Consider the following 15,053-nt stretch of genomic DNA (forward strand, 5'->3'; position numbering starts at 1 on the left):
CGCGCGTGCGCCGGTGAGCCGCGGGCCCAGGGTGCACCGAGGCCCGCACGTAGGGGCCGAGCCCCTAACCGGAAAACGACAACGGGAGCCCATCACCGTGGCCGAGAACGCAACGAACAACGCCGAGAACGCCGTCGGCACCCAGCGCGTCAAGCGCGGGATGGCCGAGCAGCTCAAGAACGGCGTCATCATGGACGTCGTCACCCCCGAGCAGGCGAGGATCGCGGAGGACGCCGGTGCCGTGGCGGTCATGGCCCTGGAACGCGTCCCCGCCGACATCCGCAGGGACGGCGGCGTGGCCCGCATGTCCGACCCCGACATGATCGACGGCATCGTCGAGGCGGTCTCCATCCCCGTGATGGCCAAGGTCCGCATCGGCCACTTCGTCGAGGCCCAGGTGCTGGAGTCCCTCGGCGTGGACTTCGTCGACGAGTCCGAGGTCCTCACCCCCGCCGACGAGGCCCACCACATCGACAAGTGGGCGTTCACCGTCCCCTTCGTGTGCGGTGCGACCAATCTCGGCGAGGCCCTGCGCCGCATCTCCGAGGGCGCCGCGATGATCCGTTCCAAGGGCGAGGCCGGTACCGGCAACGTCGTCGAGGCCACCCGCCACATGCGCTCCATCAGGGGCGAGATCAAGCGCCTGGGCACCTTGGACGAGGCCGAGCTGTTCGGCGCCGCCAAGGAGCTGCGCGCCCCCTACGAGGTGGTCAAGGAGGTCGCGCGACTCGGCAAGCTGCCGGTGCCGCTGTTCTCCGCCGGTGGTGTGGCCACCCCCGCCGACGCCGCCCTCATGCGGCAGCTGGGCGCCGAGAGCGTCTTCGTGGGCTCGGGCATCTTCAAGTCCGGTGACCCGGCCAAGCGGGCCGACGCCATCGTGCAGGCCACCCTGCACTACGAGGACCCCGCCGTGATCGCTCGTGTCTCGCGAGGCCTGGGCGAGGCCATGGTCGGCATCAACCTGGAAGAGCAGCCCGACTCACAGCGTTACGCCGGTCGAGGCTGGTAGGGACGCACCCGAGAACGAACGGGGGCGGCGGGGCCCACGGAGGCCCCGCCGCCCCCGTCGCCACTCCGGCTCCCACCGCCCCTCTCCATCGGCCGAGAAGGAACCGCACTTGAGCGCCGCACCCACCATCGGAGTCCTCGCCCTACAGGGTGACGTCGCCGAGCACATCGCCGTCCTGCGCTCCCTGGGCGTGCACGCGGTGAAGGTGCTCTCGCCCGAACGGCTGGACACCGTGGACGGGCTGATCCTGCCCGGCGGCGAGTCCACGACCATGTCCAAACTGGCACTGCGCTACGGGCTCATGGAGCCGTTGCGCGAACGCGTCGAGGCGGGCATGCCCGCCTACGGGACCTGCGCCGGCATGATCATGCTCGCCGACGAGATCCTCGGTGGTACCCACGACCAGCGAACGGTCGGCGGGATCGACATGACCGTGCGCCGCAACGCCTTCGGCCGCCAGACCGAATCGTTCGAGGCTCGCGTGCACGTGGACGGGATCGGCGAGGACCCCTTCGACGCGATCTTCATCCGCGCCCCGTGGGTGGAGAGGGTCGGGCCGGAGGTCACGATCCTCGGGAGAGTAACCGGCCCGGACGAGGCCGGTAGGATCGTCGCCGTACAAAAGGGCGGCCTGATGGCGACGTCCTTCCACCCCGAACTCACCGGCGACGCGCGCATTCACCGCCTCTTCGTCGACATCGTGAAAGGACACGCATGAGCGGCCACTCCAAGTGGGCCACCACCAAACACAAGAAAGCCGTCATCGATGCCAAGCGGAGCAAACTCTTTGCGAAGCTGATCAAGAACATCGAGGTGGCCGCGCGTACCGGTGGTGGGGACACCGAAGGGAACCCGACGCTCTACGACGCCATCCAGAAGGCGAAGAAGAACTCGGTGCCCGCCGACAACATCGAGCGCGCCCGCAAGCGCGGCTCCGGTGAGGAGGCCGGTGGCGCCGAGTGGCAGACCATCATGTACGAGGGCTACGCCCCCGGTGGTGTCGCACTGCTCGTCGAGTGTCTGACCGACAACCGCAACCGCGCCGCCTCCGAGGTGCGCGTGGCGGTCACCCGCAACGGTGGCAACATGGCCGATGCCGGTTCGGTGTCGTACCTGTTCAACCGTAAGGGTGTCGTGCTCGTGCCCAAGGAGGGCACCACCGAGGACGACGTGACCCTGGCGGTCCTGGAGGCCGGCGCCGAAGAGGTCGAGGACCTCGGTGAGTCCTTCGAGATCATCTGCGAGGCCACCGACCTGGTCCCGGTCCGCACGGCGCTGCAGGAGGCCGGCATCGACTACGACTCGGCCGACTCCAGCTTCCTGCCGACCATGGAGGTCCCGGTCGACGCCGAGACCGCCAAGAAGGTCCTGCGGGTCGTGGACGTCCTGGAGGACTCCGACGACGTGCAGAACGTCTTCACCAACGCGAACATCCCCGACGAGGTCCTGGCCGAGCTCTAGGGTTCGCCCTTCCTCCTCAGCACCTGTGGCCGCACCCCGGGGTGCGGCCACAGGTGTTCCCGCGTCGTCTCGTCAGTCGGTCAGGTTCATCACGGCGACCACCTTGGTGGGCCGCAGCCGCACCACCAGTTCGCCGGGCACACCGTTGCGGCGGCCGAACTCCTCGGCGAGTTCCGCGCCCATGTAGCGGCGGGCGATCTCCGTGGCGGTGCGGAGCAGTTCGCCGGGGTCCTCGGACACCAGGGCCTCACCCTGCACCTGGACGAACCCGAACGGAGGCTCCTCCAGGTCGACCACCAGGGTGACGCGCGGGTCCCGGGCGATGGAACGTGCCTTGGCGGTGCCTCGGCCGGTGTTGAACACCAGGGTGTCGCCCTCCAGAACGAACCACACCGGTACCACCAGGGGGCGACCGTCGGCGGAGGTGTAGGCGATCTTGCCGGTACGGGTCCCCTCGGTGAGGAACGCGCGGACCTCGGGGTCGGTGATGGAAGCCATGCCCTCACGCTAGACCGACACGCGCCCGCGCCCGCGCGCTCGACACGCCGGGTCCCGGTCGTCCCCGGGCCGAAGGGCCCGAGGCGGCGCGGCCCCTTTCGGTGACCACGCGCGCGTCGGCTCGGGTCGGGCCGGAGAACACCGCGGCCAGTGGCACCCCGAGGGCCTGGGAGATCGCCTCGGCCGGTTCCTCGGGGATCGGCGCGAGCACCGGGCGGGCGTCGGCCAGCCTCCGGGTGAGCGAGGCCTGCCGGTCCAGGTCACCGGTCGGGCCCGGAGCGATGCTCAGTGGCGCGCCCGCGCCGTCCCGGTAGTCCGCGCACCAGCGCAGGTCCCGCCCGAGCCGCTCGGGAGCGTCGGCGTGCGTCACCACCAGGGCGTCCACCCCGCCGGTCGCGGCCAACGCGTACCGGGCCGCCACCAGGTCCAGGTGCCCCACCCGGAACGCCCCCTGCCAGGGGTGGTCGCGGTTGTGCCGATCGGGCAGACGGGCGGTGAGCACGGGGTCCTCGGTCACCAGCGGACCGGCGCCGTGCCTGGTGGTGAAGGTGCGCAGCACCCCGAGCCGGCGGGCGTCTCCCGACCGGCCCGCCTCGTCGAGCAGGGTCAGCGGGTTGGCGGTCGTGGTCGTGGACCAGGTGGTGTGCGGGTGGAAGCCGTGCCACTCGTCCAGCAGCACGCCCTGGGCCCCCTCGAACACCACCGGGGTTCGAGCCAGCAGTCGGGGCAGGTACGTCTCGTCCACCAGACGCACTCGTTCGGCGAACGCCGCGTAGGCCCGCAGGCACTCCTCCAGGTCGGGCCCCTCCGCATCCGAGTCGGACGGTCCGAGCGCCTCGGCCAGGGAGACCAGCCTGCGGCGCAGCCGCGCGGGTGTGGCGCAGTCGCCCACGGTGGGCGCCAGGTCGGGGTGGTCGAGGGCGTAGGCCATGGTCTCGCCCACACCCATCCCGCAGGATCCGTGCCGGTCCGCGCCTCGGGCCCGCTCCCGCGCCCGGTTGGCCGCCCGGTGCCACGGGGTGCTGATCAACGCCCGCCGGTCCACGGTGACCAGGGACAATGGATCCGCGATCCCGAGCGACGCCAGGTGCGCGGCCTCCATCGCCAACGCGAACGGATCCACCACCATGAACCGGGACAGGTGGGTGGGGGCCGGACCGCCCGGGGCGAGTGTGCCCGCCCCGAACTGGGAGAACGTGTGGTGCCGTCCATCGGGGGCGACCACGTTGTGCGCCGCCTGGGCGCCCCCGTTGGCCCGCACGACCGCGCCGTAGTCACCGGTCGCGCACAGCAGGTCCACGGTCACCCCCTTGCCGGCGTCGCCGAATCCCAGGTCGACGACGATCGCGTGCGAGGTCACAGCCGGTCCACCCCCGGTCCGTCACCGGCGAGCCCGCTCACGTCCGAGTCGGAGACGACCGACCCACGGCCCCGCGACAGTGGCCGCAGCGCCTTGCCGACGGCCTCGCCGGCGTTCGACCCGGAGTCGGCCAGGTCCCGAAGCCCCTCCTCCAGGTCGATGGCCTCCTCACCCAGGCCGACGGTGACGGCGATGGTCTCGCACACCGCGTCCAGGTCCTCCAGCAGGATCAGGTTCTGACCCAGGTGCTTCTCCCAGAAGGTCCGGACCCGGTCGTCACGGAAGTGGGCGCTGCCGGTCGGCATGATGAAGAAGACCTCGAACCGGCGTCGCAGCTCGTCCAGGATGGCGGGGAAGGCGATGTTCTCGTCCAGGTCGTCGCCGATCACCTCGCGCACCTCGCGGGCCTTGACCGCGCCGTAGGCCATCTCGTCGCCGACGATGAACAGGTAGCCGCGTCGGCCGCGCTCGTCCAGGCAGTCCATGGCGGTGTGCCGGGCCATGAAGTACATGGCGAGCTCGTAGGACTCGGTCATCTGGCCTCCGCCCCCGCCCTCCAGGAGCAGGTTGCCGAGGTCGTCCTCCAGTTCGTTGCCGGACTCGAACTGGCCGACCTGCAGCGGAACCCGGTCGCACGTGGCGTCACCGACGGCGCCGAACAGGATCTGCGGGTCCTCCACGTACCCCTTGCGCAGCAGCAGACCGAACAGGTCGGGCAGTTTGGTGCGCAGCACGCGCGGAACGCTTCCCATGGAGCCGGTGACGTCGAACAGCACCGACACCGCCAGCGAGTTCGGGTGGGCGTCGGAGTCGCGGCTCTCACGGACGGTGACCCCGTGCGGGTCGAGGGTCGGGTGCGGCTTCCAGCCGGCGCGCGCCTTCTTGGTCGCGTTGTCGTGGTAGTCGAACGCTCCGATGCCGCGCGAGTCCCGGAAGGCCTGGCGGGCGTGGTAGGCGTCGGTGGACCAGTGGCTGCTTCCCATGTCTGTCTCCGTGGATCGTGATGAGGGTGGGTGCGGGGGCGAGATTTCAGTCGGGCATGTGGAAGGGGTGGAACCGGGGTGGCCCGAAGGTCCGCTCCAGGGCCTGGTCCAGCTCCTCCAGCAGGGCGAACGCGTCGGATGGTCGCCGCTCGGGCGCCGGCAGCGAACTGCCTCGTGCGAACGCCGCCAACTGACGCGGTAACCGGCCCGCGGTCACGAACTCCACGCACCTGGTCGCCATGTACACGTCGGTGGCGGGTCGCGCGGGGCGCCGGGCGGCGACCTCGGGCGGATACACGTCCTTGCGGTGCGGCACCATCGCCGGGACATGCGGGGCGGTACGGGTCGCGTCGAAGGTCACCGAGTAGCACCAGTCCACGAGCACCAGACCGTGCTCGTCCGGGTGGATCAGCACGTGTTCGGGCACCACGGCCCCGTGCACGACGCCGGCCCGGTGGGCGTCGCCGATCGCCACCAGCAGTCGGCGCCACATCCAGGCGGCGTCGCGGGGATCGACCCCGTCGGGGTAGGCGCGCCGCACCTCGGCCAGGTCGTAGAACCCCGACAGCCGCCGCAGGACGTTGCCGTGCCGCTCCACCCGCGTGGCCGGGTCCCGGTGCCGGAGCGTTCCGACCAGTTCGGGCCTGAAAGCGCGGTAGCGGGGCGCGCCGCACTCGTGGATACGCCGCAGCGCGGCGGCCTCGGCCCGCACCAGGTCGTTGTCGCGGGGCGCGCGGGGAAGTTTGAGCACCGCGTCCCGCCACCGGTCCCCGTCCCGGTAGCGCACCGCGCGCAGGTCGGCGATGTCGCCCTCGGCCACGGGGCGGCCGCGGTCGACGTGGTAGGTGCGCTCCTCGGTGGTCAGCACCAGGTCGTCCAGGCCCGGACCGCCCTGGACCGCGTTCCGGTAGCGGCGCCAGGCGTCGGTGAGACGGGCGAACCCGTCGGCCGCGTCGTCCCGTCGCCGCGTGGGCGCGGTGTCGGGGTGCAGGAGCCTGGCGAGCCGGCGGTAGACGGCGGTGGCGTCCGGCGGGATCCGGCCGTCCCGGGGCGGTGCTCCGAACAGGTCGGTGGGCCCGGTGGCCATGTCGACCCCGCGCAGGGCCGAGTCGAAGTCGTCGTGCGTGCGCGATTCGCCGTCCATGTCGTCCTCCCTTCGGGGGTGTGGGTCGGGGCCGGTCATTGGGCGCCGCGGAGCAGCGGTGGGTGCAGCAGGGCGGCCTCGCCCGCCCGGTACAGGCGGGCGCGTCGTCCGCCGCCCGAGCCGCCGCGGTCGGCCAGTTCGCCGGTGTCCTCGACGAAGCCGGGTGTGGCGAGGATCTTGCGGTGGAAGTTGGCGGCGTGCAGGGTGCGCCCCCAGATCGCCTCGTACACCCCGCGCAGGGCGGTGATGGTGAAGGTCGAAGGGAGGAACGCGGTGGCCAGCGACGTGTACTCCAGCTTGGAGCGGGCCCGTTCGACGGCGTCGTCGAGGATGCGGGCGTGGTCGAAGGCCGTCTCCTCCTTCGTCGTCCAGGGCACCCACGCGGCTTCGGAGATGTCGCGTCCGGTCCCGGGATCGGGCAGGTCGGGGGCGAACACCATGTACGCCACCGAGATCACCCGCATGCGCGGGTCGCGGTCGAAGGCGCCGTAGGTCCCCAGCTGTTCCAGGTGGATCTCGGTGGGCATCGGGGTCTTCTCGGCGAGGACCCGCAGCGCGGCGTCGGGAAGGTCGAGGTCGGCCGGTCCGGCTTCGGAGTCCTGGGCACGGACGAATCCGCCGGGCAGTGCCCACAGTCCGCGTTGGGGGTGCGCGGCGCGGCGGGCCAACAGGACGTGGGGGAGGCCCTCGCGGATGGTCAGGGCGACCACGTCGACGGTCACCGCGGCGGGTGCGAAGGCGTGCGGGTCGTAGGAGGAGAGGAAACCGCGCTCGTCCCCGTCGTCGTATCGCCCATCGATCCCCTCGGACACCGTTGACCCCTCTGGTTGTTCTCAATCTGAGTAATTCTCGATTCGAGAACAACATAACCCGAGCTTCGTCCGCTGTCCAGTCCCGGGACGGTGGCGTCGACACGCCCGAAGGGCGGCGGGCGCTGTCACTCCGCGCCGCTAGCATGGTGCGAACGAACGTTCGATGAATCGATGGAAAGCAGGGTGACCACGTGCGCGTGCTGGGGATCGACCCGGGACTGACCCGCTGCGGCATCGCCGTGGTCGAGGGATCCATCGGTCGCCCACTGCGCCTGATCGCCGCCGACGCGATCCGCACCAGCCCCGACACCGACCTGCCCCAACGCCTCCTGGGCATCGAACGCGGCATCGAGGAGTGGCTCGACAAGTACGAACCCGAAGCCGCGGCCGTCGAACGCGTCTTCGCCCAGCACAACCTGAGCACCGTCATGGGCACCGCCCAGGTCAGCGGCCTCGCCCTGGTCTGCGCCGCCCGCCGCGGCCTGCCCGTCGTCACCCACACGCCCAGCGAGGCCAAGGCCGCCATCACCGGCAACGGGCGTGCCGACAAGGCGCAGGTCGGCACGATGGTGGCGCGTATCCTCGGTCTCGATGGCCCGCCCAAACCCGCCGACGCCGCCGACGCCGTGGCCCTGGCCATCTGCAACATCTGGCGCGGCGGTGCCCAGTCCCGGGCGGCCCAGGCCCAACAGGACTTCGCCCGCAAGGTGGAACTGGCCCGCCGAGCGCGCGGCCGCTGACACCGCCCCCAGGAAGGAGACGGACACCCCTCCGGGTGTCCATGACAGATGATCGCGTTCCTCACCGGCCGGGTGGCCGCACGCGGCGCGGGCAGCGCCGTCATCGACGTGGGCGGGGTCGGCATGTCCGTCCAGTGCACCCCTTCCGCCCTGTCCCGACTGCACGTGGGGGAGGAGGGCACCGTGGCCACGAGCATGGTCGTGCGCGAGGACTCCCTCACCCTGTTCGGGTTCGTCGACGACGACGAGAAGCACCTGTTCGAGCAGTTGCAGACCGCCTCGGGGGTGGGCCCCCGTCTGGCCCTGGCCATGCTCGCCGTGCACAGCCCCGACAGCCTCCGCCAGGCCGTCCACACCGAGGACACCGCCGCCCTGACCAGGGTCCCCGGCATCGGCAAGAAGGGGGCCCAACGCATCGTGCTGGAGCTGAAGGGCAAGCTGGAGGCGCCGATCAGTACCGACGGCACCCTGCCCGGCGCGGACCCCACCGCCACCGCCCGACCCAACGGCGCATGGCGGGGACAGGTGGTCTCCGGACTGGTCAACCTCGGCTGGTCCGGCAAGGACGCCGAGGCCGCCGCCTCCGCCGTCGCCGCCGAGGCCGAGACCACCAGCGACGTCACCGTCCTGTTGCGCAGCGCCCTGCGCAAACTCAGCCGCGCCTAAGGCCCGAAGGAGAACCCCGTGCACGAACGTGATGCGGTCTCGCCCGAGGCCGACGTCGACGAACTCCGGATCGAGGGGGCACTGCGCCCTCGAATACTGGACGAGTTCGTCGGCCAGGAACGGGTCCGCGAACAGTTGTCCCTGGTCCTGCACAGCGCACAGCGTCGCAACCGCGCTCCCGACCACATCCTCATGTCCGGCGGTCCAGGTCTGGGCAAGACCACCCTGGCCATGATCATCGCCGCCGAACTCGGTGCGCCGTTGCGCATCACCTCCGGCCCCGCCATCGAACGCTCCGGTGACCTGGCCGCGGTGCTCTCCACCCTCCAGGAGGGCGAGGTCCTCTTCCTCGACGAGATCCACCGCATGGCCCGGCCCGCCGAGGAGATGCTCTACGTCGCCATGGAGGACTTCCGGGTCGACGTCATGGTCGGCAAGGGCCCCGGAGCCACCGCGATCCCCCTGGACATCGCCCCGTTCACCCTGGTCGGGGCCACCACGCGGGCCGGGATGCTGCCCGCCCCGCTGCGTGACCGGTTCGGGTTCACCGCGCACATGGACTTCTACGAACCCGCCGAACTGGAGCGCATCCTGCACCGGTCGGCGGGGCTGCTCGGCGCGCCCCTGGACGAGGACGCCGCCCGCGAGGTCGCCGGGCGTTCGCGCGGTACGCCTCGTATCGCCAACCGGCTGCTGCGTCGGGTCCGCGACTACGCGGAGGTGCGCGGCGACGGACAGCTCACCCTGGCCAACGCGCACGCCGCCCTGGAACTGTACGAAGTGGACGAGCTGGGCCTGGACCGGTTGGACCGGGCCATCCTCGACGTGCTCATGAACCGCTTCCGTGGCGGACCGGTGGGACTGTCCACCCTGGCGGTATCGGTGGGGGAGGAGGCCGAGACCGTGGAGGTGGTCGCCGAACCCTTCCTCGTCCGCTCCGGTTTCCTGGCCCGCACCCCACGGGGGAGGGTCGCCACTCCGCAGGCCTGGGCGCACATGGGACTCACCCCGCCACCCGACGCCGCGTTCGGCGCCGCCCAGGCGGCCGCGAACACCGGCGGCACCACGGGCACCAACGGCGCCACGCCCTGAAGCCCGGGCGTCGACCGCTTCCACCTGTCACGATGGAGCCCACGAACGAAAACGGGGCCGAACCGTTAGCCCTCCGAACCCGGGGAGCTGGTGACCGGTGACTCATGCCACGTAAACTGGGACGTACCGGCCAAGAGCGGGGCACCACCCCGTGAGGTGTCGTTTCGACATCGGCGGAACGAGTTGGCACTCTGGTGCGTTGTATACGCCGGGTGCGAATCCGGCCGCCGTGGTCGGGCGACCCGCAAGGTGGTCGTCACGGGTGTCACGAGCCGACAGCCGTCGTCCACGAGAACCGTCAGGAAGGACGCCCCGTGCAGGGCCTTATCAATCTCGCAGCGGACGCCCCCCAGGGTGAGGGCAGCATCATCGGCATGTTGCTTCCCTTCGTACTGATCCTCCTGGTCTTCTGGCTGCTGTTCTGGCGCCCGAACCAGAAGCGCCGCCAGCAGGAGATGCAGATGCAGACCTCCCTGGTTCCCGGCGTCGAGGTCATGACCAAGGCGGGTATCTTCGCCACCATCGTCGAGATCCACGACCAGGACGTGCTGCTGGAGATCGCTCCGGGCACCCGTATCCGTATGCTCAAGGCCGGTGTCGGGGAGGTCATCACCCCCGCGGCCGACGACACCCCGGTCGAGGACCGTCCGGACTTCGGGGACGACGACAAGCCCAAGGGCTAGGATCCCGGAGGGCCCGTTCCCTCCCGCGCCCGTGGCGCACCACAGACTTCGGTACCGGCCCCCGAACACCGGGGCCGGTACCGCTGCTTTTCGGTGACTTCAGCCGAACCCGCTTCCCATCTGAAACGAAGGCCTGAGCCGCCATGACCAACGACACTGTGACGCCCGACGCGGACCTCGCCTTGATCGAGGCCAACATCCGCGACGTCCCGGACTTCCCGCACGAGGGCATCCTGTTCAAGGACATCACCCCGCTGCTGAACCACCGGGAGGCCTTCGCCGCCACGGTCGACGGGCTCAGCGCCCCCTACCGCGGGGCCGGCGTCGACCACGTCGTCGGACTGGAGGCGCGCGGCTTCATCTTCGGCGCCCCCGTGGCCATGGCGCTGGGCGCGGGCTTCGTTCCGGCGCGCAAAGCCGGGAAACTGCCCGCGGACACCATCGATCAGGCCTATGATCTCGAATACGGCACCGCGACCGTCGAGATCCACGCCGACGCGATCACTCCGGGCAGCCGTGTCCTCATCGTCGACGACGTACTCGCGACGGGTGGCACGGGCAGGGCCGCGGTGGAGTTGGTCCACAAGGCTGGTGGTACGGTCGTGGGATTCTCCGTTCTGATGGAGCTCTCCGCGCTCCGAGGACGCGAGAAGCTGCCCGACGTGGAGCTGCACACCCTCCTCTCGGTCTGACCGGACGACCTCGCGCGCACGGTGGGAATAGCGCGAAGGTTCCTCCTCGTTGACCTACACCAGCACTCGGTGTGACGCAATCGGTGACCAGGGTCACTACGCGTACCATCGGGCCGCCGGAGTACGGCGACGCACGAGGGGTCAGGTTCCGCCACCCCGCCCCACCTGGGCGGGCGCCACTAGACTGGTGGGAGAGGTGACCGCGGCGGCCACGTCGGTGACCGGCCCTGATGACACGCACGCGTTCCGGAGGCAGCCGATCCTTGGACTGTCGGCTCCACCGGGCGGATCCGCGGGAGGTAGGCATGCCAAACGAAGTGGTCTCGACCGGAGCGGTGTCCGCACGGGAGCAGGGGTCGAAGGCCCCGCGGGGTTCGGCCACCGAACGGGAGACGACCGCCGACGAGGGACGTGCCTCGCGGGGGGACGCCGACACCGGTATGCCACAGGGGCGTAACGACGGGGACCACACCGGTCCCAATGACAGACCACGTGACGAACGGCCGGAGGGCGCTGCGGAACAAGCGGCGCCCTCCGACGTATCCGAGCAGGACGTCTCCGGGCAGGGGGCCCAGGGGCGGCAGCCGGCGACCACCACGCCCTCCACCGTGCGAGTACGCAGAAGGCTCGCCCGACTCGGCGCCCAGCGGGGAGTGACGATGAACCCGGTGCTCGAACCACTGATCAAGACGGTGCGCGCCACCCACCCCAAGGTGGACGTCCGTCTGATCGAGCGCGCCTACGAGGTCGCCGCACACCACCATCGCCACCAAAAACGCAAGAGCGGCGACCCCTACATCACCCACCCGCTCGCGGTGGCCACCATCCTCGCCGAACTCGGCATGCAGGAGGCCACCCTCGCCGGCGCCCTGCTGCACGACACCGTCGAGGACACCGACTACTCCCTCGACGAGCTCCGAGCCGACTTCGGCGACGAGATCGCCCTCCTGGTCGACGGCGTCACCAAGCTGGACAAGGTCAAGTACGGCGAGGCCACCCAGGCCGAGACGGTCCGCAAGATGGTCGTGGCCATGGCCCGCGACATCCGCGTGCTGGTCATCAAGCTCTGCGACCGCCTGCACAACATGCGCACCCTGCGCTACCTGCCCAAGAAGGCCAAGCGCGAGAAGAAGGCCCGCGAGACCCTGGAGATCTTCGCGCCGCTCGCCCACCGCCTGGGCATGAACACCATCAAGTGGGAGCTGGAGGACCTGGCGTTCGCCACCCTCTATCCCAAGCGCTTCGACGAGATAGCCCGACTGGTCTCCGAACGCGCCCCCCGGCGCGACGTGTACCTGCAGGAGGTCATCGAGGCGGTCTCGGGCGACCTGCGCGAGTCCAAGCTCAAGGCGACCGTGCGCGGGCGGCCCAAGCACTACTACTCGATCTACCAGAAGATGATCGCCCGCAACTGCGGCTTCGACGAGATCTACGACCTCATCGCGGTGCGGGTCCTGGTGGACAGTGTTCGGGACTGCTACGCGGCGCTGGGGACCATCCACGCGCGGTGGAACCCGGTGCCGGGCCGGTTCAAGGACTACATCGCGATGCCGAAGTTCAACATGTACCAGTCGTTGCACACGACGGTCATCGGTCCCTCCGGCAACCCGGTCGAACTCCAGATCCGCACCCGCGCCATGCACCGGCGCGCCGAGTACGGCATCGCCGCGCACTGGAAGTACAAGGAGGACCGCAACTCCACCGGGACCGAGACCAAGCCCAAGGGCACCACCGACATGCAGTGGCTGCGTCAGCTCATCGACTGGCAGCAGGAGACCAAGGACCCGGGCGAGTTCCTGGAGTCGCTGCGCTTCGACCTGTCGGTGCAGGAGGTGTTCGTCTTCACCCCGCAGGGTGACGTCATCTCCCTGCCGGAGGGCGCCACCGCCGTGGACTTCGCCTACGCCGTGCACACCGAGGTCGGCCACCGCACCGTCGGCGCTCGTATCAACGGCCGTCTGGTGCCGCTGGAGAACGAGCTGCACAACGGCGAGGCCGTGGAGATCCTCACCTCCAAGGACCCCGACGCCGGGCCCAGCCGCGACTGGCTCAACTTCGTCAAGAGCGCTCGTGCCCGCAACAAGATCCGGCACTGGTTCACCAAGGAGCGCCGCGAGGCCGCGATCGAACAGGGCAAGGAGGAGATCGCCAAGATCATGCGCAAGCAGGAGCTTCCGGTCAAGCGCCTGTTCAGCGGAGAGGCGATCATCGCCCTGGCAGGCGATCTGCGCTACACGGACGTGGACGCCCTGTACGCCGCCGTGGGCGAGCACCAGGTGAGCGCACAGAGCATCGTGAGCAAGCTCGTGGACTCCATGGGTGGGCTGGACAGCCACACCGAGGACATCGCCGAGTCCTCGCTGCCCACCAAGGCCGCCACCACGCGCCAGCGCTCGGGCAACCCGGGCGTGGTCGTGGCGGGCGACGGTGACGTGTGGGCGCGCCTGGCCAAGTGTTGTACGCCGGTGCCCGGTGACGACATCGTCGGTTTCGTGACCCAGGGGCATGGGGTTTCGGTGCACCGCGCCGACTGCGCCAACGCCGCCAGCCTGGACCAGGAGCGCATGGTCGACGTCGAGTGGCGGCCCACCGAGGACTCCATGTTCCTGGTGGCCCTGCACGTGGAGGCCCTGGACCGCTCCCGGTTGCTGTCCGACATAACACGCGTGTTGTCCGACCAGCACGTCAACATCCTTTCCGCCACGGTGCAGACCAGCCGCGACCGGGTGGCGCAGAGCCGCTTCACCTTCGAGATGGCCGACCCCACCCACCTGGGCAGCGTGCTGCGCGCCGTGCGCGGCGTGGACGGGGTCTACGACGTCTTCCGGGTGCGCAACTGACCCGCCACCCGGTTCGTTGGAAAACCGATGGCACCCTCGGGACACCGGTGGTTAGCGTGTGCGCGTACACGACCCCCCACCGGTGAAGGCAGGCCCTCGTGCTCGAACTCCGTCCCCCGCGCCCCGAGGACACTCGCGCGCTCGAACTGCTCGCCCGGCGCTCGTGGCCGGTGGGGACCCACCCCGGTGGTCTGGGTTGGCAAGCGGCCACCGAGGACATGCCCCGGCCGATGGCGGTGGCCGAACGAGACGGTGAGATCGTCGCCTGGGCCGGGGTCACCGGCGCCAACGCCATCTCCGAGCACACCAGGGTCACCCTCGAAGGGGCCCGGACCGACCCCGAGGCCGGGGCCGCCCTCCTGGATTGGGCCCTGGCGCGTACCGAGGGTGGGACACACCTGCCGGTCTTCCACGGTGACGAGGAGCTCCGGTTCCTGGCCGAGAAGGCGGGCTTCGCACACGAAGGGACCCTGGACACCTGGATGCGTCGTGCCGCCACGGAGGAGTCCCCGGCCCTGCCCGAGGGGTACGTGATCCGGCCCGTCCGCGAGGGCGAGGAGGAAGCCCGGGTGGAGTGCCACCGCCTCGCCTGGAAGCCCGCCGACCTGCCCTGGCCGGAGAGCGTGGGTCCGGTGGACCCATCGCTGAACAGCCGTTTCTCCCGGACCTACTACGACGCCACCCGTGCGTCCCTGCTGTACGACCCCGAACTGGACCTCGTCGTCCAGGCCCCGGACGGCTCCCTGGCCGCCTGCTGCGTGGTGTGGTTCGACGCAGAGAGCGGCACCTCGGAGGTCGAACCCCTGGGAGTGGTCCCCGTCCACCGCCATCGAGGCCTGGCGGCCGCCCTGGTGCTGGAGGCGTGTTCCCTGACCGCCCACCGAGGCGGCGACCGCGTGTTCATCAACACCGCACCCAACCCGCTGTATCCGGCCCCGGCGAGGACCTACGCGAAGGTCGGCTTCGAGGAGGTCGACCGCGGCCGCGTGTACGTGCGTCGCGCCCCGTGAACACCACGGCCCCGGACCCCCTCGACGGGGTGACCGGGGCCGTTTCTGCTCAGGCCCTTCCTG

15 protein-coding genes are annotated in these 15,053 nt (G+C 70.5%); 10 read left to right on the forward strand and 5 right to left on the reverse strand.

The window, feature by feature from the left end; translation table 11 throughout:
* The first annotated feature begins 97 nt into the window (after window positions 1-97).
* The 3 genes from pdxS to ACWGKS_RS01830 all read left to right on the forward strand — a co-directional run bounded on the left by pdxS (window position 98) and on the right by ACWGKS_RS01830 (window position 2,470).
* Window positions 98-1,009 carry a pyridoxal 5'-phosphate synthase lyase subunit PdxS gene (gene pdxS / locus ACWGKS_RS01820; protein WP_358507478.1) on the forward strand — a complete coding sequence of 304 codons (912 nt, stop codon included), beginning with the start codon at window positions 98-100 and terminating at the stop codon, window positions 1,007-1,009.
* 109 nt (window positions 1,010-1,118) lie between these two features.
* The gene (gene pdxT / locus ACWGKS_RS01825; protein WP_452455936.1) at window positions 1,119-1,727 is read left to right on the forward strand and encodes a pyridoxal 5'-phosphate synthase glutaminase subunit PdxT; all 609 of its coding nucleotides are present in this window, start codon (window positions 1,119-1,121) and stop codon (window positions 1,725-1,727) included.
* A complete protein-coding gene (locus ACWGKS_RS01830) occupies window positions 1,724-2,470 on the forward strand; it encodes a YebC/PmpR family DNA-binding transcriptional regulator (protein ID WP_358507481.1) in 747 nt (248 codons plus the stop codon). The genes pdxT and ACWGKS_RS01830 overlap by 4 nt, the downstream gene beginning before the upstream one ends.
* Window positions 2,471-2,542: 72 nt before the next feature.
* On the opposite strand, the gene ACWGKS_RS01835 is transcribed toward ACWGKS_RS01830, so the two are convergent.
* The 5 genes from ACWGKS_RS01835 to ACWGKS_RS01855 are packed head-to-tail and all read right to left on the reverse strand — an operon-like array spanning window position 2,543 to window position 7,267.
* Window positions 2,543-2,968 carry a PPOX class F420-dependent oxidoreductase gene (locus tag ACWGKS_RS01835; protein ID WP_452521490.1) on the reverse strand — a complete coding sequence of 142 codons (426 nt, stop codon included), beginning with the start codon at window positions 2,966-2,968 and terminating at the stop codon, window positions 2,543-2,545.
* Between the two features lie 4 nt (window positions 2,969-2,972).
* A complete protein-coding gene (locus ACWGKS_RS01840; RefSeq protein WP_452521492.1) occupies window positions 2,973-4,328 on the reverse strand; it encodes an adenylosuccinate synthetase in 1,356 nt (451 codons plus the stop codon).
* A complete protein-coding gene (locus ACWGKS_RS01845) occupies window positions 4,325-5,311 on the reverse strand; it encodes a hypothetical protein (RefSeq protein WP_452521493.1) in 987 nt (328 codons plus the stop codon). Before ACWGKS_RS01845 ends, ACWGKS_RS01840 begins: the two co-directional genes overlap by 4 nt.
* A gap of 46 nt (window positions 5,312-5,357) precedes the next feature.
* Window positions 5,358-6,455, reverse strand: coding sequence for a lipopolysaccharide kinase InaA family protein (locus ACWGKS_RS01850; RefSeq protein WP_452521495.1), 1,098 nt, complete (start codon window positions 6,453-6,455; stop codon window positions 5,358-5,360).
* A 35-nt stretch (window positions 6,456-6,490) separates the two neighbouring features.
* Window positions 6,491-7,267: an NUDIX hydrolase gene (locus ACWGKS_RS01855; protein WP_358507488.1), complete on the reverse strand. Its 777-nt coding sequence runs from the start codon at window positions 7,265-7,267 to the stop codon at window positions 6,491-6,493.
* Between the two features lie 191 nt (window positions 7,268-7,458).
* On the opposite strand from ACWGKS_RS01855, the gene ruvC reads away from it, so the two are divergent.
* The 7 genes from ruvC (at window position 7,459) to ACWGKS_RS01890 (ending at window position 14,990) form a co-directional block, all read left to right on the forward strand.
* On the forward strand, window positions 7,459-8,007 hold the full coding sequence (ruvC, locus tag ACWGKS_RS01860; protein WP_358507490.1) for a crossover junction endodeoxyribonuclease RuvC: 549 nt from the start codon (window positions 7,459-7,461) through the stop codon (window positions 8,005-8,007).
* 48 nt (window positions 8,008-8,055) lie between these two features.
* Complete coding sequence (gene ruvA / locus ACWGKS_RS01865) at window positions 8,056-8,673, forward strand: Holliday junction branch migration protein RuvA (RefSeq protein ID WP_358507492.1); 618 nt, start codon at window positions 8,056-8,058, stop codon at window positions 8,671-8,673.
* Between the two features lie 18 nt (window positions 8,674-8,691).
* Window positions 8,692-9,765 carry a Holliday junction branch migration DNA helicase RuvB gene (gene ruvB / locus ACWGKS_RS01870; protein ID WP_358507494.1) on the forward strand — a complete coding sequence of 358 codons (1,074 nt, stop codon included), beginning with the start codon at window positions 8,692-8,694 and terminating at the stop codon, window positions 9,763-9,765.
* Between the two features lie 314 nt (window positions 9,766-10,079).
* Window positions 10,080-10,448, forward strand: coding sequence for a preprotein translocase subunit YajC (yajC, locus tag ACWGKS_RS01875; protein ID WP_067600762.1), 369 nt, complete (start codon window positions 10,080-10,082; stop codon window positions 10,446-10,448).
* A 143-nt stretch (window positions 10,449-10,591) separates the two neighbouring features.
* Window positions 10,592-11,140, forward strand: coding sequence for an adenine phosphoribosyltransferase (locus tag ACWGKS_RS01880; protein WP_358507496.1), 549 nt, complete (start codon window positions 10,592-10,594; stop codon window positions 11,138-11,140).
* Between the two features lie 659 nt (window positions 11,141-11,799).
* The gene (locus ACWGKS_RS01885) at window positions 11,800-13,980 is read left to right on the forward strand and encodes a RelA/SpoT family protein (protein ID WP_358507629.1); all 2,181 of its coding nucleotides are present in this window, start codon (window positions 11,800-11,802) and stop codon (window positions 13,978-13,980) included.
* 98 nt (window positions 13,981-14,078) lie between these two features.
* The gene (locus ACWGKS_RS01890; RefSeq protein WP_358507498.1) at window positions 14,079-14,990 is read left to right on the forward strand and encodes a GNAT family N-acetyltransferase; all 912 of its coding nucleotides are present in this window, start codon (window positions 14,079-14,081) and stop codon (window positions 14,988-14,990) included.
* Window positions 14,991-15,053: the final 63 nt, after the last annotated feature.

The organism is Nocardiopsis sp. NPDC055879 (assembly GCF_053615935.1).

Excerpts from the sequence above, each read along its gene's own strand:
- ACWGKS_RS01880 (WP_358507496.1), top strand. The coding sequence starts at position 10,592 with ATGACCAACGACACTGTGACGCCCGACGCGGACCTCGCCTTGATCGAG.
- ACWGKS_RS01830 (WP_358507481.1), top strand. The coding sequence starts at position 1,724 with ATGAGCGGCCACTCCAAGTGGGCCACCACCAAACACAAGAAAGCCGTC.
- ACWGKS_RS01845 (WP_452521493.1), bottom strand. The coding sequence starts at position 5,311 with ATGGGAAGCAGCCACTGGTCCACCGACGCCTACCACGCCCGCCAGGCC.
- ACWGKS_RS01850 (WP_452521495.1), bottom strand. The coding sequence starts at position 6,455 with ATGGACGGCGAATCGCGCACGCACGACGACTTCGACTCGGCCCTGCGC.
- ACWGKS_RS01885 (WP_358507629.1), top strand. The coding sequence starts at position 11,800 with ATGAACCCGGTGCTCGAACCACTGATCAAGACGGTGCGCGCCACCCAC.
- ruvA (WP_358507492.1), top strand. The coding sequence starts at position 8,056 with ATGATCGCGTTCCTCACCGGCCGGGTGGCCGCACGCGGCGCGGGCAGC.
- ACWGKS_RS01835 (WP_452521490.1), bottom strand. The coding sequence starts at position 2,968 with ATGGCTTCCATCACCGACCCCGAGGTCCGCGCGTTCCTCACCGAGGGG.